The sequence below is a fragment of the Paenarthrobacter sp. 22069 genome (assembly GCF_052046035.1).
Lineage (GTDB): Bacteria > Actinomycetota > Actinomycetes > Actinomycetales > Micrococcaceae > Arthrobacter.
On the sequence record NZ_JBQEQF010000008.1, the window covers coordinates 88,192 to 114,126 of the forward strand.

Consider the following 25,935-nt stretch of genomic DNA (forward strand, 5'->3'; position numbering starts at 1 on the left):
CAGACAACGCGAAGACAGGAACCATGACTTTCCCCAACCAGCGTCCCCGCCGCCTGCGCACCACCCCCGCGATGCGCCGCCTCACCGCCGAAACCCGGATGTCCGCGGCCGAACTTATCCTTCCGGCCTTCATCCGGGAAGGACTCACCGAACCCAACCCCATCACCTCAATGCCGGGCGTGGTCCAGCACACCACCGACACCCTGAAACGGGCCGCCGCAGAGGCAGTTGAACTTGGCCTGGGCGGCATCATGCTGTTCGGCATCCCCGAGACCCGCGACGCCGAAGGCTCGGCATCACTGGACCCGGACGGCGTCCTGAACAAGGCCATCAGCGACGTCCGCGCGGAGGTTGGCGATGACCTGGTGATCATGAGTGATGTATGCCTGGACGAGTTCACCGACCACGGGCACTGCGGAGTGCTCGACGCCGACGGGTACGTGGACAACGACCGCACCGTGGAGATTTACGCCCGGATGGCGGTGGCGCAGGCGGACGCCGGCGCCCACATGCTGGGCCCCTCCGGCATGATGGACGGCCAGGTTGCCGCCATCCGCTCTGCGCTGGACAAGGCCGGCCACGCCAATACCTCCGTCATCGCCTACGCCGCCAAATACGCCTCGGCGTTCTATGGACCGTTCCGGGAAGCGGTGGATTCCCAGCTCAAGGGCGACCGGCGGACCTACCAGATGGATGCCGGCAACCGCACCGAAGCGCTGCGCGAGGTGGAACTGGACCTGGCCGAGGGGGCCGACATCATCATGGTGAAACCGGCCATGAGTTACCTGGACATCGTGGCCGACGTCGCTGCGATGAGCCCGGTGCCGGTATCCGCATACCAGATTTCCGGCGAGTACGCCATGATCGAGGCCGCGGCCGCCAACGGCTGGATCGACCGCCGCGCAGCCATCACGGAATCAGTCCTGGGCATCCGCCGGGCCGGCGCGCACATGGTCCTCACCTACTGGGCCGCGGAGCTTGCCGGCTGGCTGAAGGAATCCCGGTGACGGAACAACCCTCTGCCGGACCCACCGCGCCCGTGGGGGAGGACCGCATCCTCCTCGGCCTGAACACCTTCGGCGACGTCGGCGTAAACCCGGACGGCAGCCCCCAGCCGCACGCCCGGGTGCTGCGGCAGCTGCTTGAACAGGCTGAGCTGGCAGACGCCGTCGGACTCCATGCCTTCGGCGTGGGGGAGCACCACCGCCGGGACTACGCCGTCTCCGCGCCGGAAGTCTTCCTGGCCGCCGCCGCAGCGCGCACCACGCGCATCCGGCTGGGGTCCGCCGTGACCGTGCTGAGCTCGGATGACCCCATCCGGGTGTTCCAGCGGTTTTCCACGGTGGACGCCATCTCAAACGGCCGGGCGGAGGTCATGCTGGGGCGCGGATCCTTCGTCGAGTCCTTCCCCCTGTTCGGTCTGGACCTTGCCGATTACGAGATGCTCTTCGAAGAGAAGCTCGAGCTGTTCAGCAAGGTCCGGACGCAAAAGCCCGTGCACTGGGAGGGGCGGAGCCGGCCGGCACTCCACGGCCTCAACGTCTTCCCGCCCCTGGAACACCACCTGCTGCCTACCTGGATCGGCGTGGGGGGAACGCCGGAATCGGTGCTCCGCTGCGCGCAGTACGGCTACCCCATTATTTTCGCCATCATCGGCGGCCAGCCACGGGGCTTCCGGCCCCTGGCTGACCTCTACCGTGAAGCGATGGCCAAGTACGGCCACCCCATGCAGCAGATGGCCACCCATTCGCCCGGCCACGTGGCCGACACCGACGAGCAGGCCCGCGAGGAGCTGTTCCCGCACTGGCTTGCCCTTCGCAACAAGCTCGGGGCAGAGCGCGGTTGGGGTCCGGCGGGCCGCGGCGAGTTCGATGCCCTGTGTTCGTCCGAAGGCGCCCTCTACGTGGGATCGCCCGAGACGGTGGCCCAAAAAATTGTCCGGCTGAAGCGGAACCTCGGCGTGGACCGCTTCGACCTGAAATACAGCAACGGGCCGCTGCCGCACGCTGCCATGATGCGCTCCATTGAGCTGATGGGCACGGCTGTGGCTCCCCGCGTGGCTGAACTGCTCGCCGGCTAACTGAGCTTGCCGGCCACCTGAGAGAATAGGAACCATGACTTCCAGCAATCCTCGCAACGAGGCACTCTTCGACCGCGCCCGCCAGCTGATGCCGGGCGGGGTCAACTCACCCGTGCGCGCCTTCGGGTCAGTGGGCGGCACCCCGCGTTTCATGGTCTCCGCCAAGGGGCCCTACCTCACCGACGCCGACGGCAAGGAATACGTGGACCTGGTCTGCTCCTGGGGTCCCGCGCTGCTCGGCCACGCCCACCCCGCCGTGCTGGACGCCGTGCACGCTGCCGTTGACCGCGGCCTGTCCTTTGGTGCCTCCACCCCGGACGAGGCCAACCTCGCGGAAATCGTTAAGGAGCGGGTCCCCGCCGTCGAACGCCTGCGGATGGTCTCCACCGGCACCGAAGCCACCATGACGGCTGTCCGGTTGGCCCGCGGATTCACCGGCCGCAACCTCATCATCAAGTTTGCCGGCTGCTACCACGGACACCTGGACGGGCTGCTCGCCGCCGCCGGTTCCGGCGTGGCCACCCTGGCGCTGCCCGGTTCCGCCGGGGTCACCGAAGCCACCGCGGCCGAAACCCTGGTGCTGCCCTACAACGACCTCCAGGCCGTCAAGGAAGCCTTCGCCACCCACGGACCCAACATCGCGGCAGTGATCACCGAGGCAGCTCCCGCCAACATGGGTGTTGTCACCCCGGCTGAAGGGTTCAATGCAGGGCTGTCGCGGATCACCCGCGAGCACGGGGCTCTGCTTATCGTTGACGAGGTCCTGACGGGCTTCCGCACCGGCTACTCAGGTTACTGGGGCCTGACCGGCGGCGCCGCGGACGCCGAGGACCCGTGGACGCCTGACCTGCTGACGTTCGGCAAGGTCATCGGCGGCGGCATGCCGACGGCGGCCCTCGGCGGCCGTGCCGATGTCATGGACTACCTGGCCCCCACGGGCCCGGTGTACCAGGCCGGTACGCTGTCCGGGAACCCCGTGGCCATGGCCGCGGGCGTCGCCACGCTGACCCATGCCACCCGCGACGTCTATTCGTTCATCGATGTCCGTTCCCTGGAACTGTCCTCCGCGTTGTCCACCGCGCTGGATGCTGCCGGGGTGGACCACTCCATCCAGTTCGCCGGGAACCTCTTCTCCGTAGCCTTCGGCACCTCCGCCCACGGGGTCCACAACTACGCCGACGCCCAGGCACAGGAAGCCTTCCGCTACGCACCGTTCTTCCACTCCATGCTGGAATCGGGGGTCTACCTGCCGCCGTCGGTCTTCGAGGCGTGGTTCCTGTCCGCCGCCCACGACGACGACGCCATGAACCGGATCTACGACGCACTGCCCGCCGCAGCGAAGGCGGCCGCAGCCGCCCAAGGCTAGGACCGCCGTCGTCACTTAACGCAAAAATCCCCGCCTCCTGGACACTTCCCCTGCTTGAAAGGGGAAGGTCCGGGAGGCGGGGATTTTTGTTCCTGCCTGCCTTTGGGCCTAGAGGACGTCCGAGAGGAAGCCCTTGAGCCGGTCCGTGCGGGGCGCCGTGAAGATCTGTTCCGGGGGCCCGGACTCGACCACCACGCCGGCGTCCATGAAGGTCACAGTGTCCGACACGTTGCGCGAGAAGCCCATTTCGTGCGTCACCACCACCATGGTCATGCCGCCCTCGGCCAGGTCCGCCATCAGGGACAGGACACCCTTCACCAGTTCGGGATCCAGCGCAGAGGTGGCCTCATCGAAGAACATGACCTCCGGCTTCATGGCCAGCGCACGGGCAATGGCCACGCGCTGCTGCTGGCCGCCGGACAGGTTCGCCGGACGGGAATCCGCCTTGTGCTTCAGCCCTACCAGGTCCAGCTGTTCCAGGGCCTGGCTTCGCGCCTCCTCCTTGGAAAGCTTGCGCAGCTTCCGCAGGGCGAGCGAAATGTTCTCCGCCACCGTCTTGTGCGGGAACAGGTTGAACTGCTGGAACACCATGCCGATCCGGCGCCGGAGTTCGTCCGGGTTGTCCTTCAGCACCGAACGGCCATCCAGCAGGATATCGCCCTGGTCCGGTTCGATCAGGCGGTTCATGACCCGCAGCAGCGTTGACTTGCCCGAGCCGGAAGGGCCGATCACGGAGGCCGTGGTGCCCTGCGGAACGTGCAGGTCGATGCCCCGGAGGACATGGTTGCTGCCGAAGGACAGGTGGATGTTCTTGGCGCTCAGTGTTCCGGACGCGAACTCGCTCATGCCTGGGCTCCCTTCCCGACGATGGCTGCAGCGTCGTCCGGCTCTTTCTTTTCCGGCCGGCCGGTGCGCAGCCGGGCATCGATCCAGTTCACGAAGTGGGTCAACGGAATGGTGAGCACCAGGTAGAACACGGCAGCGGCGACATAGGGCGACAGATTGCCGGTGGTGGCCGCCGCGTCCTTGCCGATCTGGAAGATTTCGCGTTCCGTGGCCAACAGGCCCAGGAGGAACACCAGCGAGGACTCCTTGATCAGCGCGATGAACTGGTTCACCAGGGCGGGCAGGACCCGGCGGATGCCCTGGGGAACCACTACGAGCCGCATGGATGGGCCATAGCCGAACCCCAGGGCCCGGGAGGCCTCCAGCTGTCCCTTGTCCACGCTCTGGATGCCGGAGCGGAAAATCTCGCCGATGTACGCCCCGGACATGAGGGACAGCGCGGTGATGGCCATCGGGTACGGGCTGGTGGAGCCAGTCATTTCGCGCACGATGGGCCCGAACCCGAATCCGATGACCAGGATGGTCAGCACCGGCGGAAGGCCACGCAGGATGTCCGTGTAGACACGGGCGATCCAGCGTGCCACGGCGTTCCGGGAGATCCCCATCAGGGCGAGCAGCATTCCCAGAGCTGTGCCGATGATGCCGGAAATGATGGCCAGCACGAGGGTGTTCGGCAAACCGACGGCGAACATCTTGGGAATGACTTCGCCCATCGCCTTCCAGTCAAGGAAGGTGTCCGCGAGTTGCTTGAGGATATCCATGGAACGCCCTGGTTACTTGGCCGCGGGGATCTTGACGGCCTTGCTGCCCGGCTTCCAGCCCTGCGGGGTCTGCTCGGCGGCCGTGGGACGGTCCTTGTACCATTCCGAGGTCAGCTTGGTCCAGGTGCCGTCAGCGATCACTGCGTCCAGTCCGGAGTTCAGGGCGTCGATCAGGGGCTGGTTGTCCTTGTTCACTGCGTACGCGGTGAAGTTCTGGGTGTTCACAACCTTTTCGGCGATCTTGGTGTTGTCGCCTTCCTTGACCTGGCCGGTTGCCTGCTGCGACGGTGCCACCCAGGCGTCAATCTGGCCGTTCTTCACGTTGCCGTAGACCGTGTTGTAGTCCGGGAAGCGGACGGGTTCAAGCTTCAGAGTGTTGGTGACGTAGTCGTCCTGGACGGTTCCCTGGACGACGCCGATCCGGACGCCTTCCTTCAGGTCGGCGAAGCCGTTGACCTTGGAACCGTTCTTGGTCACCACGGCCATGTAGCCGAAGTCGTAGCCGTTGGTGAAGCCAACGGTCTTGCGGCGGGCGTCCGTGGTGGAGATCGAGGAGGATCCGACGTCGAACTGCTTGTTGGCCACCTGGGACAGCAGGGCGGAGAAGTCCGTGGAAGCGAACTCCACCTTGAGCCCGAGCTTGTCGCCGATGGCGCGCAGCAGCTCGTTGTCGTAGCCGGTGAACTTGCCGGACGGGTCGATGAAGATGTTCGGCGGTGCATCGGAGAGGGTTCCGACACGCAGGGTGCCCTCGGTGATGAGGCCGAGCTTGGTCTTGTCGATCTTGTCGATCGGGGTGACATCGGCGGTGGTGTACTTGTCCAGCGTCTGCTGGTCGCTGCCGGCGAGGGCATCGGTGGGGGTGCCGCTGGGCTGGGAAGAGCCGCCGCCGCAGGCTGCGAGGGAAACCGCCAGGGCAAGTGCAACGGGAGCGGTAGTGAGCCACTTCATCGCTTTGATTTTCATCAGGTTGTCACTTTCGTGTGAGTCATAAGTCGACCGGGCCGCAAGGCAGCGCTGTGGCGCCTGTCCTAAGCCGGTCGGGCCGTTCGGGGCAGGGGTGACCGCAAAACTTTATTGTCTCACTACGGTGAATTAACCGGGCGCTCCGAAGAATTGGCTCCCTGTAGGGGGTTGAGTCCGAATCATATTCTGCTGTTCGGCGATGCCAAGTGCAGCGCGGCTGCTGCACCGTGTGGATAACGAATCCGTGCGCGCTCAGGGGAGGAGGTTTGTTAACCGCCGTAACTGTGACTTGCCTCCCATATTTGAGGTGTGCTGCGGGACCGCTAGAAGCCACCGGCGGTGGCGTCCTGGGGCGGCAGTACCGGCCAGTCTCCCTCGATGACGGCGGCCGGCTTCGTTTTCCGGAGGTACTCCTGGAAGTCCGATGCCTGGCTGGTGGCCCAGTCCACCTGCAGCTGGTGCAGTTGGCTGGCCGGCATCATCAGCTTGGGGAATTTGCCCGCCATCGCATCCAGGACACGGAGGGTGGCCAGGGCATCCGCTGCCGAGGTGTGGGCGTTGTCCAGGACCACGCCGTACTCCTCGCAAAGCGCGCTGAGGGTCCGCTTGCCCTTGCGGTACCGGTCAACCTGCTTGTTCATGATGTAGGGGTCCAGCACAGGGAAGCGGCTGAGCTGGGGGACGCCGTAGCGGGCGGATTCGGCGGCGAGGACGGTGAAGTCATAGCTGGCGTTGAAGGCGATGACCGGCGTGCCGGAATCAAAGAGTTCCTGGAGTACGGCGGCGACCTCGCGGGTGACCTCATGCGCGGGCCTGCCGTCCCGCCTGGCCTGCTCGGTGGTGATGCCGTGCACATCGCTTGCCTCGGTGGGAATCTCCACCCCCGGATCAGCCAGCCACTCGTGCTCCTTGATGACTCCGCCTTCGTGGTCCACCACGGTAATGGAGGCGGTAACGATTCGTGCCGCCCGGGAATTGCGGCCGGTGGTTTCAAGGTCGAAGGCCGCACGCGGCAGGGTGTTCCAGGAACTCATGCTTCAACGCTACGGGGAGCCGCCGACAATTCCGGGGAACGCCACTGCGGCTACATTGGATCAATGCGTAATGAGTACGTCCAGGCGGTCCTGGCCATTGTCCGGCTGGTGCCGGCAGGGTCCGCAGTGGCGTACGGGGACGTTGCCGAGCTCCTGGGATCGGGCGGACCGCGCCAGGTGGGTTCGGTCATGAGCCATCACGGGGGCAGTGTTCCCTGGTGGCGGGTCCTGAAGGCCAGCGGCCATGCACCGGAGGGTCACGAGGCCGAGGCCCTGCTCCTCTACCTTGACGAGGGCACACCGCTTGCAGGCGATTACAGCTCCTTCCTGAAGGCGGGGGAGGGCCGGTGGCGGGTGGATCTGGCAGCAGCGCGCTGGGCGCCGGCGGACGGTGATTTTGACCGCATTGATGCCATTGCCGAGGACCTGGAGCGCCGGCTCCACAAATTGTCGGTGCCTGATGATGGAATGATTTTGTGACAGTAACAATTCCCATGACCGGTCCCCGGGGACCGCGCCGGCAGGAGCCGGACGACGGCCAGGGGCAGGGCTATGCCGGCGCTGGATCCCCGGCCGGCAGCAGTGGCCCGCAAGGCAGCCCTGTCCTTCGCCTGCTGCCGCCACGGCGGTTGCACGCTGCTGCCCTTCGGCTCACCCCGGACCAGCAGGCGGCGGTCGACGTCGTCCAGGGTTCCGGACCGGTCCTGGTGCCGGGGGCTCCGGGCACCGGAAAGACCACCGTCCTCGTCGAGGCAGCCGTCCAGCGGGTGGTCCGGGACGGCGTCGACCCCGAACGCATTCTGATCCTTGCGCCCACCCGTCTTGCGGCGGATTTCCTTCGTGACAGCTTCACAGCCCGGCTGGACCGGAGCCTCAGCACCACTCCGGCCAGGACATGGGCCTCCTACGCGTTTGACCTGATCCGCCGGGCCAAAGCCGAAGGCGTCATCCCGCTTCCCCGTCCGCCCCGGCTGCTTTCCGGCCCGGAACAGGACCTCATCATCAAGGAACTCCTGGAGGGGCACAGGATTCCGGGACTGGAACTGCCTTGGCCTGCAGATCTTGACGGCGCCCTGGAAACCCGCGGCTTCCGCCAGGAGGTGCGGCAGCTCTTCGACCGCATTATCGAGTCGGGCCGTACGGCCGGGGACCTCGTGCGGCTGGCGGATGATTGCGGCCGTCCGGACTGGAAGGCCGCAGCAGCCCTGTACGCCGAGTACCGCGATGTCCTTGACCTGCGCATGCCGGAAGCCTTCGACCCCGCAGGGATCATCACCGCGGCCCGGCAGATCTTCCAGGACGCACCGGAATTCCTTGCCGCGGAACGCGCCCGGCTGCAGGTTGTCCTGGTGGACGATATCCAGGAGGCCAACCCGGCCATCTTCGAGCTGCTCGCAGATATCGCGGCCGGCAGAGACTGCTACATAACCTCCTCCCCGGACACCGTCGTCCAGGGTTTCCGCGGAGCGCGGCCCGACCTTGCCGCCGAGCTTCCCCGGCTGCTGTCGGCACAGGCTCCTGTCCTTGAACGGCCCTTGTGGCACGCCCACGGCCTGGCGCCTGCAGTGGCGAACGCATGGATGAACGTGGCCGGCCGCATTTCCCAACGTGCCGGCGGACAGCTCGCACGGCGCCTGGAGCCTCCCGCCCGGTCCGGGCAGCCGGACCCCGGCGATAGCCCCGGCAATGTTGAGGCGCATCTGGTTCCCACGCCTGTGCACGAACTGCGCTACGTTGCGCAACGCATCCTGGACCAGCACATCAACCACAACCGCGACCTTGCGGACATTGCCGTCATTGTGCGCAACGGCGGCCAGGTCAGCGAGCTGCAGCGCTACTTGTCGGGGCAGGGCATTCCCGTTCAGGTCCCCGTGGCCGAGTCTGCCGTCCGGGACGAGGTAGCCGTGCGCCCGCTGCTGGATGCTTTCGCCATCGCCCTGGATCCAGGGCTGCTGACGCCGGAAGCCGCTGTATCACTTCTTACCTCCCGGATCGGAGGCGCCACCTCCATTGAGCTGCGCAGGCTCCGGCAGTCCCTGCGGCGAGAGGAACTCCTGGGCGGAGGTGGCCGCGCCAGCGACGTGCTGCTGGTGGAGGCACTGCTGGAACCCGGCGCGCTGGGCGCTTTGGGTATCGAAGGCCGGGCCGCGCGGCGCACGGCGCGGATGATCCAGGCCGGACGTGACGCAGCCGGACTGCCTGGCGCCAATGCCGAATCGGTGCTGTGGGCCCTCTGGAGTTCCACGGGCTTGTCCACCGCCTGGACGGCCACCGCCTTGGCGGGGGGACCCCATGGGGCGCGGGCCGACCGCGACCTTGACGCGATGATGGCGCTCTTCCACACGGCGGAGCGCTACGTGGACCAGATGCCCGGCGCTGGCCCGGAGCAGTTCCTGGAATACCTCCTCAACCAGGAGCTTCCCATGGACACCCTTGCCGCCCGTGCCCAGCTTGATGATGCCGTGGAACTGATGACGCCGGCCAGTGCGGCGGGCCGGCAATGGCCCGTCGTCATCATCGCCGGACTGCAGGAGGCAGTATGGCCCAACACCAGGCTCCGGGGTGAACTGCTGGGAAGCACGCTGTACGCGGATGCGGTGGAACATGGCCCGGAGTACGCCCTCCAGCGGGACCCCCTGAGCCGGCTGCGCGATATCCGTTACGACGAACTCCGCAGTTTCTCCACCGCGGTATCCAGGGCTCGGGAACTGCTGGTCTGCACGGCGGTTTCATCCGAAGACGACCAACCGTCCTCCTTCCTGGACTTTGTTGCACCCTTGGAACCGGGGGAGGAGGGCCGGGTCTTCACCCGGGTGGAACGGCCCATGACGCTGCGCGCCCTGGTTGCCGAGCTTCGGCAGCATGCCCAGCTGGTGGGGGACGCAGCGCAATTCGGAGACGGCGTCGGCAACCTGAAGGACGGAACCGCCCAGGCGGATGAGGCTGCGAGGGTCCTGGCGCATCTGGCGTCAGTGGAGCCGCCGGTCCCCGGGGCGCACCCCGGCACCTGGTGGGGGCTCGCCCCACTGACGTCCACTGAGGCAGTGGTTCCGCCGGGAGGAACGGTGTCGGTATCCCCGTCCAAGGTGGAGACCGTGCAGAAATCGCCCCTGGATTGGTTCGTGCAGGCAGCGGGTGGGGAACCTGCCACCGACTTCGCCCGGAGCCTTGGCACCCTGGTGCATGCGATAGCGCAGGACATGCCCGATGCCTCCGGTTCGGAGTATGTTGCCGAATTGGTGCGCCGCTGGCCGGCCCTGGGTATGAAGGACAACTGGGAAGGGAAGCTGGACTTCCAGCGCGCGGAGGCCATGGTCCGCAAACTGGCCCAGTATGTGCTGACCATGAGGAGTGAAAGCCGAAGCCTGCTGGGAGTCGAGCAGGACTTCGAAGTTGCCCTCGGCGAGGTGACTGTGGACGAAGCGGCTCCGCGTGAGGCGTTGCTTCGTGGCCAGGTGGACAGGTTGGAAATCGACGGCGAGGGCCGCCTGGTGGTGGTCGACCTCAAGACCGGCAAGCGCCAGCCCGGCAAGGATGAGCTCTCCCGCCATCCGCAGCTTGGCGCCTACCAGGCTGCAGTGCTGGCCGGCGGCTTCGACGCCGGCGCGGGTGGGGCCCGGAGTTCGTCGGGCGGCGCGGTGCTTGCTCAGCTAGGGACCAGTGCCGTCAATCCGGCAATCCAGCAACAGGAACCACTCGACCCCCGGGAAAACTGGGCACTGGACATGGTGACGGAGGCGGCGGCGGTGATGGGCGGAAGCGAATTCACCGCGCGTCACGACCCGGCCAAGGGAAGCCACGGCGGCCACGGCTGCAGGCTCCCGGAGGTTTGCCCGTTGTGTGTGCGTGGAAGGCAGGTCACCGAATGAGCGAGGCACTGACGGCGGAGGACACCACCCCCGCGGTTCGCTTCAGTCCCGAAGAATTGACCGCGATGCTCGGCGGAAGCAACATGCCCACGCCCGAGCAATCCGCCATCATTTCCTCCCCCCTGGCGCCCCGGCTGGTCATTGCTGGTGCCGGATCGGGAAAGACCGCCACCATGGCAGACCGGGTGGTGTGGCTTGTGGCCAACGGATGGGTCACCCCGGAAGAAGTCCTCGGTGTCACGTTTACCCGGAAGGCCGCCGGAGAACTTGCCAGCAGGATCCGGTCCAAGCTCCTGGCTTTGCAGCGCCTCGCCGCCAGGGAGACCACCCGAGGTGTTTTCCCGGACGGCCTGCTCAGCAGCGACGCCCTGGAGCCCAAAGTATCCACTTACCACTCGTTCGCCAGCGGCATCGTCTCCGATTACGGACTGCGGCTGGGGGTGGAGCGCGACGTCGTGCTGCTGGGCGGCGCGCAGGCATGGCAGCTGGCCAGTGAGGTGGTGGAGGCCTATGACGGAGAGTACGCCCACTTCCGGGCCGCAAAGTCGACACTGGTGAAGGCCGTTATCCAATTGGCGGGAGAGTGCGCCGAACACCTCCAGGAACCCGAGGACGTCGAAGCATGGCTCATGGCGCGCCTTTCGGAATTCGAGTCCCTGCCGTACCTTGCCGGCAAGAAACGGAACACGGCGAAGGCCGCCCTGGACCTCGGGGCCATGCTCCGGACCAGGGCAAGCGTTGCGGACATGGTGGGCCGGTATGCCGCCGCCAAGCGGTCCCGCGGTGCACTCGATTTCGGCGACCTGGTGGCGCTCGCCGCGAAGGTGGCGCAGGACGTTCCGCTCGCTGCCAGGATGGAACGCCAGCGCTACAAGGTGGTCCTCCTCGACGAGTTCCAGGACACGTCGTACGCGCAGCTGGTCCTCTTTTCCCGTCTCTTCGGCGAAGGCCATGCAGTGACGGCGGTAGGGGACCCAAACCAGTCAATTTATGGATTCCGCGGCGCCTCGGCAGGCCAACTGTTCCACTTCGTCCGCGAGTTTCCCGTCCGCACCGATGTGCCGGACGGGAAAGACGGCTGGGCGCCCACTCCCACCTCCTACCTGACCACTGCGTGGCGGAACGGCCGGTCAATCCTTGCAGCGGCCAACGTAATGTCGCAGTCCCTTAGTCGTACCGCGGCACAGAATGCCCCTGCCGGAGGCAAGGCAGCCACAGCTGAAGTACCGCCGCTGCAGCCCAGCCCGCATGCGGTGGAGGGCGCTGTGGTGCTTGGCCGCTTTGCCAGTGACGTTGATGAGGCTGCCGCCTTGGCAGAGGACGTCCTGAAATACCGGGTGACCGACTTTGAGCTGAAGCCTGACGGTGCAGCCGAACCGCCGGCCCTGGCAGTCCTGTGCCGCAGGCGCGCCCAGATGGAGACCGTTCGGCGCCAGTTCGAGGCCCGGGGAATTCCCTACGAGATCGTGGGTCTTGGGGGGCTCCTGGACACGCCGGAAATCGTCGACCTGGTGGCCACGCTGCGCGTCCTTGCCGACCCCGGCCGGTCGGATGCCCTCATGCGGCTGCTTGCGGGCGCCCGGTGGCGGATCGGTCCCGCCGACCTCATGGCGCTGCGCGACTGGTCCAACCAGCTCGCCCGGAGGCGGGGAAATGCTGCACAAGGTCTTAACGGCGATAACCCTGACAGCGACGCCGATGAAGCGGATGCCCCTGTCCTCGAAGGGGATCTGACTGATGGGGCCAGTCTTGTGGAGGCCCTGGATTTCCTGCCCCGGGACGGGTGGACGTCGTCCAACGGCCGCACCCTTACTTTGGAGGCGCGCCGCAGGCTCGCCCTTTTGTCCACCGAACTTCGTCAGCTGCGGGGTTACCTGGGGGACGAGCTTATTACGCTCCTGGGCGAAGTGGAGCGGTCCATGTTGCTGGACATTGAGGTGGCGGCGCGGCCGGGGATCAGCATTCACCAGGCCCGGCGCAACCTTGATGCCTTCCACGACGCAGCTGCCGGATTCCTCCGCACCTCTCAGCGTGTGGACATTCTGGCTTTCCTTGCCTGGCTCGAAGCCGCAGCGGCTGAAGAGAACGGATTGGAGGCCCCGGCCAGCGATGTCAACCGCGAAGCCGTCCAGCTGTTGACTGTCCATGCCTCCAAGGGCCTGGAGTGGGATGTTGTTTTTGTCCCCGGGCTGAATGCCGGTGCCTTTCCCAGCGACCGGGACTCGCGCTGGAGCAGCGGAGCTGCTGCACTGCCGTGGCCCCTGCGCGGGGACCGGGCCGACCTCCCGCAGTGGGATCTCGACCAGCCGGACCAGAAAGGCTGGCTGGACGCCGAAAAGGTCTTCAAATCCGACGTACAGGCACACGGTGAATCGGAGGAGCGGCGGCTGGCATACGTCGCCTACACAAGGGCAAAGCATGTCTTGTGGGTCTCCAGTTCCGCCTGGGTAGGCTCACGGGCCGGCCGCGCGGAAATGTCCCCGTTCCTGGCCGAGCTCGAGTCCTTGGCCCCGGGCGCCGGTGGTGCTGCCGTTGCCGGCGCCCGGGTGCATCCGTTGTCGCTGGAGGAGGCGGCACTGCCGGATGCGAGTCCGCTGACAGTTGGAACGGAAGAAGCATGCTGGCCGTACGATCCCCTCGAAGGACCGGTTGATCCGCGAAACGGTGCACGGCTGAGGCTGGTCCCGGGCCGCAGGACAGCCATGGAAGCAGCCGCGCAAAGGGTACTGGCAAACATGGAGCACGGCGCGGGCGAGTGGCAGGCCGAAGAGACGGTGCAGGAAGTCAACTTCCGGCCAGGGAGCAGCCCGCGGCAGGGTCGCGGGACCTTGCCCGGGGCGCCGCCAGGCCTCACGGGCGCAGCCGCAGGGTGGGCGCGGGAAGCTGCGCTGCTGCTGGAGCGCCGGTCGAGGCGGCGGGATGGCCACGACGTGCACCTGCCCAGCCATATCTCCGCCTCAACCCTTGTTGACCTCGGGGACGATCCGGCCGCTGTACTGGGCCGGCTGCGCCGCCCCGTTCCGCGTGAACCGGGGATGTCAGCCCGAAAGGGAACAGCTTTCCACGCCTGGGTGGAGGAGTACTTCGGAAATGCCGGAATGCTCGACCTCGGCGAAGCCCCGGGCTCGGACGACCACATCGATGCTGCCTACGACCTCGACGAGATGGTGGCTACCTTCAAAGCGTCCCCCTGGGCCCACCGGTCCCCGGCGTTCGTTGAAGTCCCAGTAGAAACCAGGGTGGGGGAGGTGGTGGTGCGCGGCCGGGTGGACGCTGTCTTCCAGGACGCCGACGGCCGGTGGGACTTGGTGGACTGGAAGACCGGCCGCCGTCCGTCTGCCGCAGAACTCAAGACACGATCGATCCAGCTGGCCGTGTACCGGCTGGCTTGGGCGCGCCTCAAGGATGTTCCGCTGGAGGAGGTACGGGCCGCCTTCTTCTACGTCGCGGACAACGCCATCGTGCGGCCCCATGACCCGGGGACGGCGGCCGAACTGGAGGGAATCATTGCCGCTGCCCTGAACCGGCCGTCGCCCTGAACCCGGGCCTCACTGCGCCGTGACAGGCGCGGTGAGTGGGCCGGGGATGTCCTTGGTGCCGCGCCGCCCGGTTCAGCCTTGTTTGACGTTGATGATCGAGATGGCTGCGGTAGAGGTATCGTCCGGATCCCCGGCCTTTTCATCTGATACCCCCGCGGACCGGGCATGGGGCACGTCCGCAGGCTGCGCATTTGCCGATGGTGGCTCCACCGGAATCGGTGTCACCTGCACGGCGGGCGTGGACGGTGTCTGACCCTCGGAGGCGGGTCGCGCCTGCACGGCCGCGGGTGCCACCGCTGCCGGCTGCGCCGGTACGGGAATGACTGTTACGGCAGGAGTGACCGCGGAGCTGCCACTTCCCGCGGCGGGATTTCCCATTGCTTTGGCAGGAGGCGTGGCGGCTGCGCTGGCCGTTGGGGCAGAGCCAGCCGTTGAGCCTGTACCAGGCACCGCGGGTGCACCCGCCGTTGCGCCTGCACCCGGCACTGCGGCAGGATCGGCAACTGCGGCGCTTTCGGGCGTCGCGGCGGCGCCCGCGGCAGGGAGCGGCTCGACGCTGATCGGCTGGCCCCCGTACTCGGCGATATCGCTCGCCAGGCTCTCCAGCATGCCCTCAGCCTCGGTGACCATGTCCTGGTCACCGGCCGCGAGGCCCTTGACCAGGTACTGCGCCAGGGCGAACTCGGCGGACAGGGCAGCGCGGCGCAGCAGGTGCTGGTCCGGAGCATCCCGCCGGCTGGAGGTGTACGCCTTCAGCACGGCGTTGATGAAGTCCTGTTCATTGGACGCGACCAGCCAGGCGAAGTCGTCCGCAGGGTCACCGATGCGCAGGTCCGTCCAGCCGGTTACGGCGGTGACCCGTCCCGACTCCACCAGCAGGTTGTCTTCGTGCAGGTCGCCGTGAACCACACAGGGATGGAAACGCCAGAGCGAAACATCCTCCATGGCGTGCTCCCAGCGGCGCAGCAGCCCGGCCGGAATCTTGCCGGTGGTGGCTGCCTGGTCCAACTCGTTGAGCCTCCGCTGGCGGAACTCGTTCGGGGTGTAGCTGGGCAGGTCGGCATTGCTGACCAGTGACCGGGGCAGGTCATGGACCGCCGCCAGGGCGGAGCCGATCTCGCGCGCCAGTCCAGCCGGCCCGGAGGTCAGTTCCTCGACGCTGCGGGTGCTGCCGGACAGGTGTGAGTACACGAAAGTGGTGAGCGCCCCGAGCCTTACGCTCCCGGCCACTGTCGGCATCAGGAACGGCAGTTCGGCCCGGACGCCGGGAGCGAAAGCCCGCAGCACCAGGAACTCCGTTTCCAGCCGGGCGCTGGCTTCGGCGTGCCGTGGCGACCGGACCCGCCACCGCTTGCCTTCAGAATCAAGGAGCAACGCCGAGTCGAAGTCCGCGGGATCATCCGGCGCAGAGCTAACGGCCGTCGGGGTCAGTCCGGGGACTGCCGCGGTTGCAATTGCCGCCAGTTCAATCGGTTTTCTTCTCACCGTTCCACGGTAGAGCGCCTGCCGTCCCAGACGTCGGTCCGGCCGCGGCGAGTCTCGAGATAGCTGCCGATCGCGAAGTTCCGGGCATCACATACACCCTCCGGAAATGTGAAATGTCCGCGGCAGTCAGTACGGTGGAACCATGAGCCATGCGGAGTCTGTAACACCCGTCCACCAGGCTGCACCGGGACGGCTGCCGGCAAACCATTTGGTGGATACCCTCCTTCCGGTTCGGCCCGCTTTGGTTGACCGTGGATCTGTCGCTCGCGCCAGGCCCGGAATGGTCGATGACCTGCTCGCCGGGCCCGATGCCCTGGCCGCAGTGCTGTCGGGGCGCCAAGGTTTGGTGCAGGGCAGCGACCTGGTCCTGACCGGGGCGAGGGAACTCCTTGCCGCGCTTGCGAAGGCCGGATCCGCACCGGAGTTGGTGGTGTACCTGGGGTCGGCGCTGCCGGCCGCCGATCTTCCGGCAGGCACGGAACTGCTGCTGTTCGTCCTGCCGCAACCGCAGGAACCGGGCACTGGCGGCATTCCCGCGAATGCGGCGTGGGCGGGGTTCCGGGAGGTGGCAGCGGGTCTGACGCCCACGTCCACTGCCTTGTTCGTGGAAGCGAGCGCCATCGCCAACTGGCACCAGGCCCACACGCACTGTCCGCGCTGTGGCACGCCTACGGTGGTCCAGTCAGGCGGCTGGGTGCGCCGGTGCCCCGCCGACAATTCAGAACACTTTCCGCGGACCGACCCCGCCATCATTGTCACGGTAGTCGGCCCGGACGGCCGGCTGCTCCTGGGCGGCGGCGGCCCCCTGGACGCCCGGAACTACTCCACCCTGGCCGGATTCGTGGAGCCAGGGGAATCCCTCGAAGAAGCCGTCGTCCGTGAGATCCAGGAGGAAGTCGGGGTCCGGGTCAGCGCCTGCCAGTACTTGGGCTCACAGTCGTGGCCGTTCCCTGCCTCGCTTATGCTTGGATTCACCGCCGCCACCGAAGACACCCAGGCAACGCCCGACGGCGTGGAGGTCACCAGGGCGCGCTGGTTCAGCCGCGAGGAACTCCAGGAGGCGGTGTTCAGCGGAGAGATCACCATTTCCAGCAGGCTGTCCATTGCCAGGTCCCTGATTGAGCACTGGTACGGCGGCCGGATCCTGGACCGCGGCGAAGCCTAAGCAATTCCATCCACCAGACTCCAGCACCCGGTAGTCGAGAAACAAAGCAGCAAAAGTGACTACAGAACATTTTGACGGAGCAGCCTCCCTTGAGGACCGGATCCTCGGGGGGCTTGACGCGGAGCAGCGGGAGGTGGCCAGCACCCTCAGCGGCCCGTTGTGCGTCCTCGCCGGCGCGGGGACCGGGAAGACCCGTGCCATCACCCACCGCATCGCCTATGGCGTGCACTCGGGCGTCTACACCCCGCAGCGCCTGCTCGCCGTCACATTCACTGCGAGGGCGGCGGCAGAAATGCGCAGCCGTTTGCGGGACCTGGGCGCCGGCAATGTCCAGGCCCGCACCTTCCACGCCGCGGCCCTGCGCCAGCTGCAGTTCTTCTGGCCCCAGGCGGTGGGCGGCACGCTGCCCAACTTGCTGGACCACAAGGCCCAAATGCTTGCCGAGGCCGCGCGGCGGCTTAGGCTCAGCACCGACCGTGCCTCCATCCGTGACCTTGCCTCTGAAATCGAATGGGCCAAGGTGTCCATGCTGACGCCGGCCAATTACCTGGAAAACGCCCAGGGGAGGGGTGCCCCCGGCGGCTTCGATCTCACCACAGTGGCACGGGTCTTCCAGTCCTATGAGGACGTCAAAACCGACCGCAATGTCATCGACTTCGAAGACGTCCTGCTGATCACTGTGGGCATCCTGCAGGAGGATGAAAGGGTGGCTGCCACGGTCCGGGAGCAGTACCGGCACTTTGTGGTGGACGAGTACCAGGACGTCTCCCCGCTGCAGCAGCGGCTGCTGGAGCTCTGGCTCGGCGGACGGGACGAACTGTGCGTGGTGGGTGACGCCAGCCAGACCATCTACTCCTTCACCGGCGCGTCGCCCCGGCACCTCCTGGACTTCAAGGCCCGCTACCCCCAGGCCAACGTGGTCAAGCTGATCCGTGACTACCGCTCCACCCCCCAGGTGGTGAAGCTCGCCAACGACCTGCTGGGGGCCCGCCGCAGCGGCGGCCCCACGGCCGACGCCGCCTGGGCTGCACCCCTGCAGCTCGTGGCGCAGCGGGCCGCCGGGCCCGAGCCCCAGTTCACAGAGTGCACAGATGACGAGGCCGAAGCAGCCACCGTGGCGCAGAAGATCAAGGCACTGCTCGACGCCGGCACGCCGGCCAGCGAAGTGGCTGTCCTCTTCCGGACCAACGGCCAGTCCGAGGCGTACGAGCAGGCGTTGGCGGCGGCAGGCATCGGGTACCAGTTGCGGGGAGGCGAGCGCTTCTTCGCCCGCAAGGAGGTCCGTGATGCAATCCTCCAGCTCCGCGCCGCCACCCGGGCCGTTTCAGAGGCGGACGCCGCCGAACCGCTCGGGCAGCTCGTCCGCGACATCGTCTCCTCCCTCGGCTACACCGAATCGGCTCCGCACAGCGGAGGGGCGCTCCGCGAGCGGTGGGAGTCCCTGGCGGCGCTGGTGGCGCTCGCCGACGAACTCGTGCAGAACCGGGGCCCTGGCTTCGGCCTGGCGGATTTCGTTAACGAACTGCAGGAGCGCTCCCTCGCCCAGCACGCCCCCACCGTGCAGGGCGTGACGCTCGCGTCCCTGCACGCCGCCAAGGGCCTGGAATGGGATGCCGTCTTCCTCGTGGGCCTCAGTGAAGGCTTGATGCCCATCTCCTTCGCCGACGCACCTGAGTCGGTAGACGAGGAACGCAGGCTGCTGTACGTGGGAATCACCCGTGCCCGTGAGTACCTATCCCTCTCCTGGAGCACCGCACGGACCCCCGGTGGCCGGGCCAACCGCAAGCCCTCGCGCTTTCTCGACGGCTTGCGGCCGAACTCCGTTACCACCTCAAGTACCAAGGGAAAGGGAAGCGCTCCGCGCCGCAAGGCTGCTGCCCCTGCCGTGTGCCGGGTCTGCGGGAGCATGCTGGCCACCGGTGCCGAACGCAAGGTGGGCCGATGCAATGCGTGCCCGCCCACCTACGAGGAACAGACGTTCGACGCCCTTCGCAACTGGCGCAGGGACGTGGCGCAGTCCGCGGACGTCCCCGCATTCGTCGTCTTCACCGATGCCACCCTCACCGCCATCGCAGAAGCAAGGCCCAAGTCCCTCGAACAGCTTGCCGGACTCGCCGGTGTCGGTCCGTCCAAACTTGAACGGTACGGAGAAGACGTCCTCCGGGTACTCGCCGAAAGCTCCGTCCTGTGAGGCGCGGCTCCGGCACCAGTCCCCGCCAGCCTCCCACCACCCTGACCACGTCCGACGGCTCTCCCGTGGAAGTGCGGCGTTCTGCCCGGCGTACCCGTACCGTAGCCGCATTCTGGGAAGACGGAACGGCAGTGGTTGCCATCCCGGCCCGCTTTACTGCCGCCCAGGAACGGGAGTGGGTCAACCGCATGCTGGCCAAACTCCATAAACAGGGGGAGCGGCAAACTGCAGCCGGACGGCGGCGTCCCGCCACGGATGAAGCACTGGCAGCCCATGCGGCGCGGCTGTCCACCGAATACCTCGATGGCCGGTCAGTACCCACCTCCGTCCGCTGGGTGAAGAACCAGAACTCCCGCTGGGGTTCCGCCACGCCGGCCGAGGGCACCATCCGCCTGTCGGACAAGCTGCGGCCCATGCCGCAATGGGTCATTGACTACGTCCTGCTGCACGAACTGGCACACCTTCTGGTGGCTTCCCACAACACAGCGTTCTGGAAGCTGCTGGAGGCGTATCCCGAAACCCCACGGGCCAGGGCATTCCTCGAGGGCGTCTCATTCGCCACGTCCCGGGGACTCGCAAAGGCCGGTCAGCCGGCCGGGGACGCCGGTGGCGACATGGACCCCGCGGGCAGCTGGCCGGGCGACGCCGACTAGACGCAAGAGTATTCCGGCCACGGGGTCAAAAGAGGTTAAAAACATTGGCGGGCCAGGAAGTCCTGGCCCGCCAACGGTGTGTCAGCTCGTGGACGGTCCGCTGCCGCCGTCGTCATCCTTGCCGCCGGTGTCGTCGGCCCCGCCGTCTTCACCGGGGGTTTCGTCAAAGCCGCCGCTGAGCAGTTTCTGCAGGGCGTCGTCCACCTCGCTGTCGCTGGCCTCGGCCAGCTTGCGCCGGGAGCTGAAACCCTTCGGATCGTCGAGGTCTTCGGCGGTGGGCAGCAGGTCGGGATGGTGCCAGATGGCGTCCCGGCCCTCGATGCCCCGTTCCTCCTTGAGCGTGGCCCACAGGGTAGCGGCGTCGCGAAGCCGGCGGGGCCGCAGTTCGAGTCCCACCAAGGACGCGAAGGCGTGTTCGGCAGGACCGCCCGTCGCGCGCCGGCGGCGCACAGTCTCACGCAGGGCCCCGGCAGACGGGAGGACGTTTTCTGTTGCGGCGGCGGTCAGTTCGTCAACCCAGCCTTCGACGAGCGCCAGCGCGGTCTCAAGCTTCTCCAGTGCCTGCTCCTGGGCGGGCGTCCGCTGGGGCATGAAGACGCCCTGCGACAGCGCCTCCTGGATTCCCTCCGGATTGCTCGGATCGAGGTCGCGGGCCAGCTCCTCGATGCGGGAAGTATCAATATGGATGCCGCGGGCGTAGGCCTCGATCGCGCCCAGCAGGTGCCCGCGCAGCCAAGGAACCTGCACGAAGAGCCGTGCGTGCGCGGCTTCCCGGACGGCAAGGAACAACCGGATGTCGTTTTCGGGGAGGGACAGGCCCTCGCCGAAGGCCGCAACGTTCGCGGGCAGCAGTGCCATTTCAAGGTCGGCCAGCGGGACTCCGATGTCGGTGGAGCTCACAACGTCCTTGGATAGGGCGCCGATGGCCTGGCCCAGCTGCATGCCAAAGATCGCGCCGCCCATGTTCTGCAGCATGGAGGAGGCGCCCCCCATCATGGACTTCATTTCCTCCGGCATCTGCTCCGTCATTGCGGAGGAGAGGGCGTTTGCAATGCTGTTGGCCACGGGTTCGGTCAGCCGCTTCCAGGTGCCAAGTGTTGCTTCCACCCACTCCGCCCGCGACCAGGCCTTGCCGATCAGGCCGGTGGCGGGCAAGTCAGTGACCGGATCCAGCCACAGCTCGGCGAGGCGAAGGGCCTCATCCACATCCCGTGACTGCTGGGCGCTAACCGACGGGTCCGAACTTTCCGCGGCCACCCGCCGGGCGTTGTCGTGGGCCAGCGTCCAATTGACGGGGCCCTCGGACGGTGCGCTCATCATGGCCTGCACCTGTGAGAACATCTGGGCCAGCAGGTTGGGGTCATCCGGGAGGCCGGCCGCCTTGGCGAGTTCGGCGGCGTCGAAGTTTTCCATCCCCTTGCCGCCCATCAGGTTCTGCAGCATTTCGGCCAACGGGTCCTTGGGGGTGTCGTCGCCGTTGGACGGATTGAGTGGGTTGGAGGTCATGGTCCCGCCGATCGCTGGTGTGACTGTTGATCAACCTTCACGGTACCCCGGCGGGGGTCGGCTGTCTGCCGCCCGCCGCCGTCGTTCGCTCTAGGCAAAGCGGCCGCCGTGCCGCCAGCGCGTACTGTTGGTGGGGTGACTACAACCCGTGGCGGCCATCCCTCCGAGGACCACGTTCCCGATCTTTCCCCTGTCCCGGGCGCCGCTCCTTTGGGCGCGGCCGGCAGCATCAACGCGGACGACGGCGGTCGCCGGGGAAGGCGGCTTTCCACCATGATGGTTGCCGGGTTGGCTGCGCTCGGGCTGGGAATAGCCGTCGGCACCCTTCCGGTGCCGTACGTCATTGAATCACCAGGGCCCACCTACAACACGCTGGGGGAGAGCCAGGGGCATCCCGTGATCAACGTGACCGGCCGCGAAACGTACCCGGCCGCGGGGAACCTGGACCTGACCACCGTGTATGTCGACGGCGGTCCCACCGGCTCGGTCAGTATCCTCAGTGCATTCTCCGCCTGGCTGGACGGCTCCAAGGCCGTATACCCCGTGGAACTGATCTACCCCGCGGGAACCACCAGGGAAGCCGCGCAGGAACAGAGCGCGGTGGCCATGGCCACGTCCCAGGAGAACGCGGTGGCCTCGGCCTTGAATGAACTCAAGATTCCCTACGGCCAGCAGCTCCAGGCGGCGGACCTCTCCAAGGACTCCGCGTCCGCAGGAAAGATCCAGCAGGGCGACATCCTCAAATCCATCAACGGCAAGGACATCACTGCGCTCAGCGTGATCCAGGATGAGCTTGCCGCGGGGAAGGGCGCCACGGTCTCCGTGACGGTTGAGCGCGCCGGCCAGCCGGTCGTGCTGGACATTACGCCCAAGGACAACGGCCAGGGGCGCTTCATCCTCGGCGTCATGTTGAAGTACCTCTTCAGTTTCCCTTTCCAGGTGCAGATCTCGCTGGACAAGGTGGGCGGCCCCAGCGCCGGGCTCATGTTTTCGCTTGGCATTATCGACACCGTGACTCCAGGGGATCTCACCGGCGGCAAACATATCGCGGGCACCGGCACCATCTCCCCGGACGGCTCGGTGGGACCCATCGGCGGCATCGGCCAGAAAATGCGCGGCGCCCGCTCGTCAGGGGCCACGCTCTTCCTGGCTCCCGCCGCCAACTGCGACGAGGTGGCGGGCCACGTTCCCGACGGCCTGCAGGTGGTCCGGGTGCAGAACCTGTCGGAGGCCCGGCATGCGGTGGAACTGGCCGGCAGCGGACAGGACACATCCGGGCTTCCGGCCTGCGCGGGCAAGTAAGCCGGGCCCAACTAGACTGGGCCCAACTAGACTCGACAGGAACTAAGCTTTACCGCCAGTCGTGGCACAGATGACGGACGAAACCAGCCGTTTGACCGGTACCGTACGTCGCCCGCATGCTTCGAATCTCGACGACCAGCTATGAGGTACCCAGTTTGTCCCGACCCGCCAGCACCATGTCCACCGGCAGACCACCATCACGACGCGGCGCCCTGACGCCAACCCTGATCGTCGTGGCCCTGGTGGTTGTGGGCTTCATCTTCTTCGCGAACGTCTGGACCGACGTCCTCTGGTACCGGCAATTGGGCTTCATCGAGGTCTTCGTCACCGAGAACCTGGCCAAGATTGCCACGTTCGTTGCAGGTTTCGCGCTCATGTTCGCGGCTGTCTTCTTTTCCATCCGCATCGCGTACAACTCGCGTCCGGTCTACGCCCCGGACTCTGAGGTCCGGGACAACCTCAACCGCTACCAGGCGCAGCTGGAGCCCGTCCGCCGGATCGTGATGGTGGGCCTGCCGGTCCTCTTCGGCCTGTTCGCGGGCAGCGCGGCTGCCAGCCAGTGGCAGAAGGTCCTGCTCTTCTTCAACCAGGTGGGCTTCGGGCAAACCGATCCGCAGTTCAACATGGACATCAGCTTCTACCTGATGACCCTGCCGTTCCTGGGGTTTGTCACCGGGTTCCTGATCAGCGTGGTGGTCATCGCAGGTATCGCTGGCATCCTCACGCACTACCTGTACGGCAGTATCCGGCTGATGGAGCGTGGCGTATTCACCAGCCGTGCGGCGCAGATCCACATCGCGGTGACGGGCGCGGCCTTCCTGGTCCTCCTCGGCATCAACTTCTGGCTTGACCGCTACTCGTCCGTGCAAAGCAATGGCGGCCGCTGGGCCGGTGCGCTGTACACGGACGTCAATGCTGTCATTCCCACCAAAGCCATCCTCGCCGTAGCCGCCGTGCTGGTGGCCATCCTGTTCATCGTTGCCGCCGTGATCGGCCGGTGGCGCCTGCCCATCATCGGCACGGCCATGCTGATCATCACCTCCATCCTGGCCGGGGGAGTGTATCCCTGGGTGATCCAGCAGTTCCAGGTCCGGCCTTCGGAGCAGACGCTGGAAAGCCAGTACATCCAGCGCAACATTGCGAACACCCGCAAGGCCTACGGCCTGGACGACGTCCAGGAAGCCCGTTATGACGCCACCAACACTGCCACCACGGGCGCCCTCGCGCCCGACGCGCAGACCACGGAAAACATCCGGCTCCTTGACCCGAACCTGATCTCCGACGCCTTCTCCCAGCTGGAACAGTACCGCCCGTACTACCAGTTCCCCAAGGCCCTTAATGTGGACCGTTACGAGGTGAACGGAAAGATCCAGGACACCGTGATCGCGGTCCGCGAGTTGAACCCCACCAACGTGGCAACCAACCAGCAGGGCTGGCTGAACCAGCACGTGGTGTACACGCACGGCTATGGGGTGGTGGCAGCCAAGGGCAACAAGTTCACTGTGGACGGCAAGCCTGATTTCCTGCAGTCCGGCATTCCCTCCACCGGTGTGCTCGGTAACGACACCACCTATGAACCGCGGATCTACTTCGGTGAGTCCTCGCCTGAGTATTCAATCGTCGGTGCGCCCGACGGCGCCACACCGCGCGAACAGGACCGTCCATCCGGCAAGGAAGGGGAGGGGGAAACCCAGTACACGTTCAAGGGCAACGGCGGCCCGAACGTTGGATCGTTCTTCAACAAGATCCTCTACGCCATCAAGTTCCAGTCCTCGGACCTGCTGCTCTCCGACGGCGTAAATCCTGAGTCGCAGATCCTGTACGACCGGAGCCCCCGTGAGCGGGTCCAGAAGGTGGCTCCGTACCTGACGGTTGACGGCGGCGCCTACCCGGCGCTGGTGGACGGCCGCGTCAAGTGGATCGTGGACGGCTACACCACCAGCCAGTACTTCCCCTACTCGCAACAGAAGCAGTTGTCGGATGCCACCGCCGATTCGCAGACAAGCTCGGGCCGCGCCGTGGCTTTGCCCAACAGCACGGTGAACTACATCCGCAACTCGGTCAAGGCCACCGTGGATGCCTACGACGGCTCCGTCACCCTGTACACCTGGGACGACACCGATCCTGTCCTCAAGGCCTGGCAGAAGATTTTCCCGTCAACGCTGAAGCCGTATTCGGAGATGTCGGGCGCCCTGATGAGCCACGTCCGCTACCCGGAGGACCTGTTCAAGGTCCAGCGTGAGCTGCTGGGCCAGTACCACGTCACGGATCCCACCAGCTTCTACAAGAACAACGACGTGTGGAGCACCCCGGCTGACCCCACCGTGTCAACGGACGTAAAGCAGCCCCCGTTCTACATGTCCCTGCAGATGCCCGACCAGGAGAAGCCGGCATTCCAGCTGACCTCGTCGTTCATCCCGCAGATCGTCAATGGAAACGCCCGCAACGTCCTTTACGGCTTCCTTGCCGCGGATTCGGATGCCGGGAGCCAGGCAGGCGTGAAGGCTGACGGCTACGGCAAGCTGCGGCTGCTCCAGATTCCGCCGGAAACCCAGGTTCCCGGCCCTGGACAGGCGCAGAACAAGTTCAACTCCGACCCCACCGTGTCACAGGCACTCAACCTGCTGCGGCAGGGCGCGTCGGACGTCCTGAACGGCAACCTGCTCACGCTGCCCGTGGGCGGCGGCATCCTGTACGTTCAGCCGGTCTACCTCAAGTCGACCGGTGAGACGTCCTACCCAACCCTGCAGCGTGTGCTGGTGGCCTTCGGCGACAAGGTGGGCTTCGCGCCCACCCTCGATGCCGCGCTCAAGCAGCTCTTTGGCGGGGATTCGGGTGCAGCGGCAGGTGACTCCGCCAACAACGGCCAGACGCCGGCCGGTCCGGCAGCGCCGGCAACACCGGCGGAAGCGGACGCGAAGGCGCAGCTGAAGGCTGCCCTGGACGAGGCGAACGCGGCCATCCAGGCAGGCCAGACAGCGCTTGCCGCCGGCGACTTCGCCGCCTACGGTGACGCGCAGAAGAAGGTTGCGGCGGCGCTGAAGAAGGCCATGGATGCCGAGGCCAAGATTCCGGTCACCGCTCCGGAGGCCAGCCCGGCCCCGGCGGCATCGTCCTCCCCGTCAGCGTCGCCGTCTCCGTCGCCAGGCCAGTAGGACGGCGGCGGCCCGGC

General features: G+C 66.6%; 17 protein-coding genes. 11 read left to right on the forward strand and 6 right to left on the reverse strand.

The window, feature by feature from the left end; translation table 11 throughout:
• The first annotated feature begins 23 nt into the window (after nucleotides 1-23).
• Genes hemB through hemL form a run of 3 tightly spaced genes read left to right on the forward strand, consistent with a single transcriptional unit; the run spans nucleotide 24 to nucleotide 3,446 of the window.
• Nucleotides 24-1,007, forward strand: a complete 984-nt coding sequence (gene hemB, locus ACTJK0_RS08460; protein ID WP_440744881.1) for a porphobilinogen synthase — start codon at nucleotides 24-26, stop codon at nucleotides 1,005-1,007.
• Complete coding sequence (locus tag ACTJK0_RS08465) at nucleotides 1,004-2,080, forward strand: LLM class flavin-dependent oxidoreductase (protein WP_440744882.1); 1,077 nt, start codon at nucleotides 1,004-1,006, stop codon at nucleotides 2,078-2,080. Before hemB ends, ACTJK0_RS08465 begins: the two co-directional genes overlap by 4 nt.
• Before the next feature lie 34 nt (nucleotides 2,081-2,114).
• Nucleotides 2,115-3,446 (forward strand): glutamate-1-semialdehyde 2,1-aminomutase, encoded by a 1,332-nt coding sequence (gene hemL / locus ACTJK0_RS08470; RefSeq protein ID WP_440744883.1) that lies wholly within the window; start codon nucleotides 2,115-2,117, stop codon nucleotides 3,444-3,446.
• Nucleotides 3,447-3,554: 108 nt separating this feature from the next.
• On the opposite strand, the gene ACTJK0_RS08475 is transcribed toward hemL, so the two are convergent.
• From ACTJK0_RS08475 to ACTJK0_RS08490, 4 genes are all read right to left on the reverse strand, one after another.
• A complete protein-coding gene (locus ACTJK0_RS08475) occupies nucleotides 3,555-4,292 on the reverse strand; it encodes an amino acid ABC transporter ATP-binding protein (protein WP_110541167.1) in 738 nt (245 codons plus the stop codon).
• Nucleotides 4,289-5,053 (reverse strand): amino acid ABC transporter permease, encoded by a 765-nt coding sequence (locus ACTJK0_RS08480; RefSeq protein ID WP_110541166.1) that lies wholly within the window; start codon nucleotides 5,051-5,053, stop codon nucleotides 4,289-4,291. The genes ACTJK0_RS08475 and ACTJK0_RS08480 overlap by 4 nt, the downstream gene beginning before the upstream one ends.
• 12 nt (nucleotides 5,054-5,065) lie before the next feature.
• Nucleotides 5,066-6,019, reverse strand: a complete 954-nt coding sequence (locus ACTJK0_RS08485; RefSeq protein ID WP_043450634.1) for an ABC transporter substrate-binding protein — start codon at nucleotides 6,017-6,019, stop codon at nucleotides 5,066-5,068.
• 323 nt (nucleotides 6,020-6,342) lie between these two features.
• The gene (locus tag ACTJK0_RS08490) at nucleotides 6,343-7,053 is read right to left on the reverse strand and encodes a 3'-5' exonuclease (RefSeq protein WP_110541165.1); all 711 of its coding nucleotides are present in this window, start codon (nucleotides 7,051-7,053) and stop codon (nucleotides 6,343-6,345) included.
• A gap of 63 nt (nucleotides 7,054-7,116) precedes the next feature.
• Here ACTJK0_RS08490 and ACTJK0_RS08495 point away from each other — a divergent pair, with 63 nt between their 5' ends.
• From ACTJK0_RS08495 to ACTJK0_RS08505, 3 genes are read left to right on the forward strand one after another with little or no spacing between them, the layout of a single operon-like run.
• Complete coding sequence (locus ACTJK0_RS08495) at nucleotides 7,117-7,533, forward strand: MGMT family protein (RefSeq protein ID WP_440744884.1); 417 nt, start codon at nucleotides 7,117-7,119, stop codon at nucleotides 7,531-7,533.
• A 14-nt stretch (nucleotides 7,534-7,547) separates the two neighbouring features.
• Nucleotides 7,548-10,922, forward strand: a complete 3,375-nt coding sequence (locus tag ACTJK0_RS08500; RefSeq protein ID WP_440744912.1) for an ATP-dependent helicase — start codon at nucleotides 7,548-7,550, stop codon at nucleotides 10,920-10,922.
• Entirely contained in the window at nucleotides 10,919-14,461 is a 3,543-nt protein-coding gene (locus ACTJK0_RS08505; RefSeq protein ID WP_440744885.1) for a UvrD-helicase domain-containing protein, read from the forward strand. Before ACTJK0_RS08500 ends, ACTJK0_RS08505 begins: the two co-directional genes overlap by 4 nt.
• Nucleotides 14,462-14,533: 72 nt before the next feature.
• Here the strand turns inward: ACTJK0_RS08505 and ACTJK0_RS08510 are convergent, their stop codons facing one another.
• Complete coding sequence (locus tag ACTJK0_RS08510; protein ID WP_440744886.1) at nucleotides 14,534-15,946, reverse strand: macrolide 2'-phosphotransferase; 1,413 nt, start codon at nucleotides 15,944-15,946, stop codon at nucleotides 14,534-14,536.
• A 142-nt stretch (nucleotides 15,947-16,088) separates the two neighbouring features.
• Here ACTJK0_RS08510 and nudC point away from each other — a divergent pair, with 142 nt between their 5' ends.
• The 3 genes from nudC to ACTJK0_RS08525 are packed head-to-tail and all read left to right on the forward strand — an operon-like array spanning nucleotide 16,089 to nucleotide 19,955.
• The gene (gene nudC, locus ACTJK0_RS08515; protein WP_110541161.1) at nucleotides 16,089-17,111 is read left to right on the forward strand and encodes an NAD(+) diphosphatase; all 1,023 of its coding nucleotides are present in this window, start codon (nucleotides 16,089-16,091) and stop codon (nucleotides 17,109-17,111) included.
• A gap of 55 nt (nucleotides 17,112-17,166) precedes the next feature.
• A complete protein-coding gene (locus tag ACTJK0_RS08520; protein ID WP_440744887.1) occupies nucleotides 17,167-19,302 on the forward strand; it encodes an ATP-dependent DNA helicase UvrD2 in 2,136 nt (711 codons plus the stop codon).
• Nucleotides 19,299-19,955 carry a YgjP-like metallopeptidase domain-containing protein gene (locus ACTJK0_RS08525; RefSeq protein ID WP_440744888.1) on the forward strand — a complete coding sequence of 219 codons (657 nt, stop codon included), beginning with the start codon at nucleotides 19,299-19,301 and terminating at the stop codon, nucleotides 19,953-19,955. Before ACTJK0_RS08520 ends, ACTJK0_RS08525 begins: the two co-directional genes overlap by 4 nt.
• A gap of 81 nt (nucleotides 19,956-20,036) precedes the next feature.
• Here the strand turns inward: ACTJK0_RS08525 and ACTJK0_RS08530 are convergent, their stop codons facing one another.
• Entirely contained in the window at nucleotides 20,037-21,461 is a 1,425-nt protein-coding gene (locus ACTJK0_RS08530) for a zinc-dependent metalloprotease (protein WP_440744889.1), read from the reverse strand.
• A 135-nt stretch (nucleotides 21,462-21,596) separates the two neighbouring features.
• Here ACTJK0_RS08530 and ACTJK0_RS08535 point away from each other — a divergent pair, with 135 nt between their 5' ends.
• Both ACTJK0_RS08535 and ACTJK0_RS08540 read left to right on the forward strand, forming a co-directional pair.
• On the forward strand, nucleotides 21,597-22,763 hold the full coding sequence (locus ACTJK0_RS08535; protein ID WP_440744890.1) for a YlbL family protein: 1,167 nt from the start codon (nucleotides 21,597-21,599) through the stop codon (nucleotides 22,761-22,763).
• A 176-nt stretch (nucleotides 22,764-22,939) separates the two neighbouring features.
• Entirely contained in the window at nucleotides 22,940-25,918 is a 2,979-nt protein-coding gene (locus ACTJK0_RS08540; RefSeq protein WP_440744913.1) for a UPF0182 family membrane protein, read from the forward strand.
• Nucleotides 25,919-25,935: the final 17 nt, after the last annotated feature.

Coding starts and splice junctions, on each gene's coding strand:
- hemB (WP_440744881.1), top strand. CDS start 24: ATGACTTTCCCCAACCAGCGTCCCCGCCGCCTGCGCACCACCCCCGCG.
- ACTJK0_RS08540 (WP_440744913.1), top strand. CDS start 22,940: ATGTCCACCGGCAGACCACCATCACGACGCGGCGCCCTGACGCCAACC.
- ACTJK0_RS08480 (WP_110541166.1), bottom strand. CDS start 5,053: ATGGATATCCTCAAGCAACTCGCGGACACCTTCCTTGACTGGAAGGCG.
- ACTJK0_RS08530 (WP_440744889.1), bottom strand. CDS start 21,461: ATGACCTCCAACCCACTCAATCCGTCCAACGGCGACGACACCCCCAAG.
- hemL (WP_440744883.1), top strand. CDS start 2,115: ATGACTTCCAGCAATCCTCGCAACGAGGCACTCTTCGACCGCGCCCGC.
- ACTJK0_RS08500 (WP_440744912.1), top strand. CDS start 7,548: ATGACCGGTCCCCGGGGACCGCGCCGGCAGGAGCCGGACGACGGCCAG.
- ACTJK0_RS08485 (WP_043450634.1), bottom strand. CDS start 6,019: ATGAAAATCAAAGCGATGAAGTGGCTCACTACCGCTCCCGTTGCACTT.
- ACTJK0_RS08475 (WP_110541167.1), bottom strand. CDS start 4,292: ATGAGCGAGTTCGCGTCCGGAACACTGAGCGCCAAGAACATCCACCTG.
- ACTJK0_RS08505 (WP_440744885.1), top strand. CDS start 10,919: ATGAGCGAGGCACTGACGGCGGAGGACACCACCCCCGCGGTTCGCTTC.
- nudC (WP_110541161.1), top strand. CDS start 16,089: ATGAGCCATGCGGAGTCTGTAACACCCGTCCACCAGGCTGCACCGGGA.
- ACTJK0_RS08495 (WP_440744884.1), top strand. CDS start 7,117: ATGCGTAATGAGTACGTCCAGGCGGTCCTGGCCATTGTCCGGCTGGTG.
- ACTJK0_RS08490 (WP_110541165.1), bottom strand. CDS start 7,053: ATGAGTTCCTGGAACACCCTGCCGCGTGCGGCCTTCGACCTTGAAACC.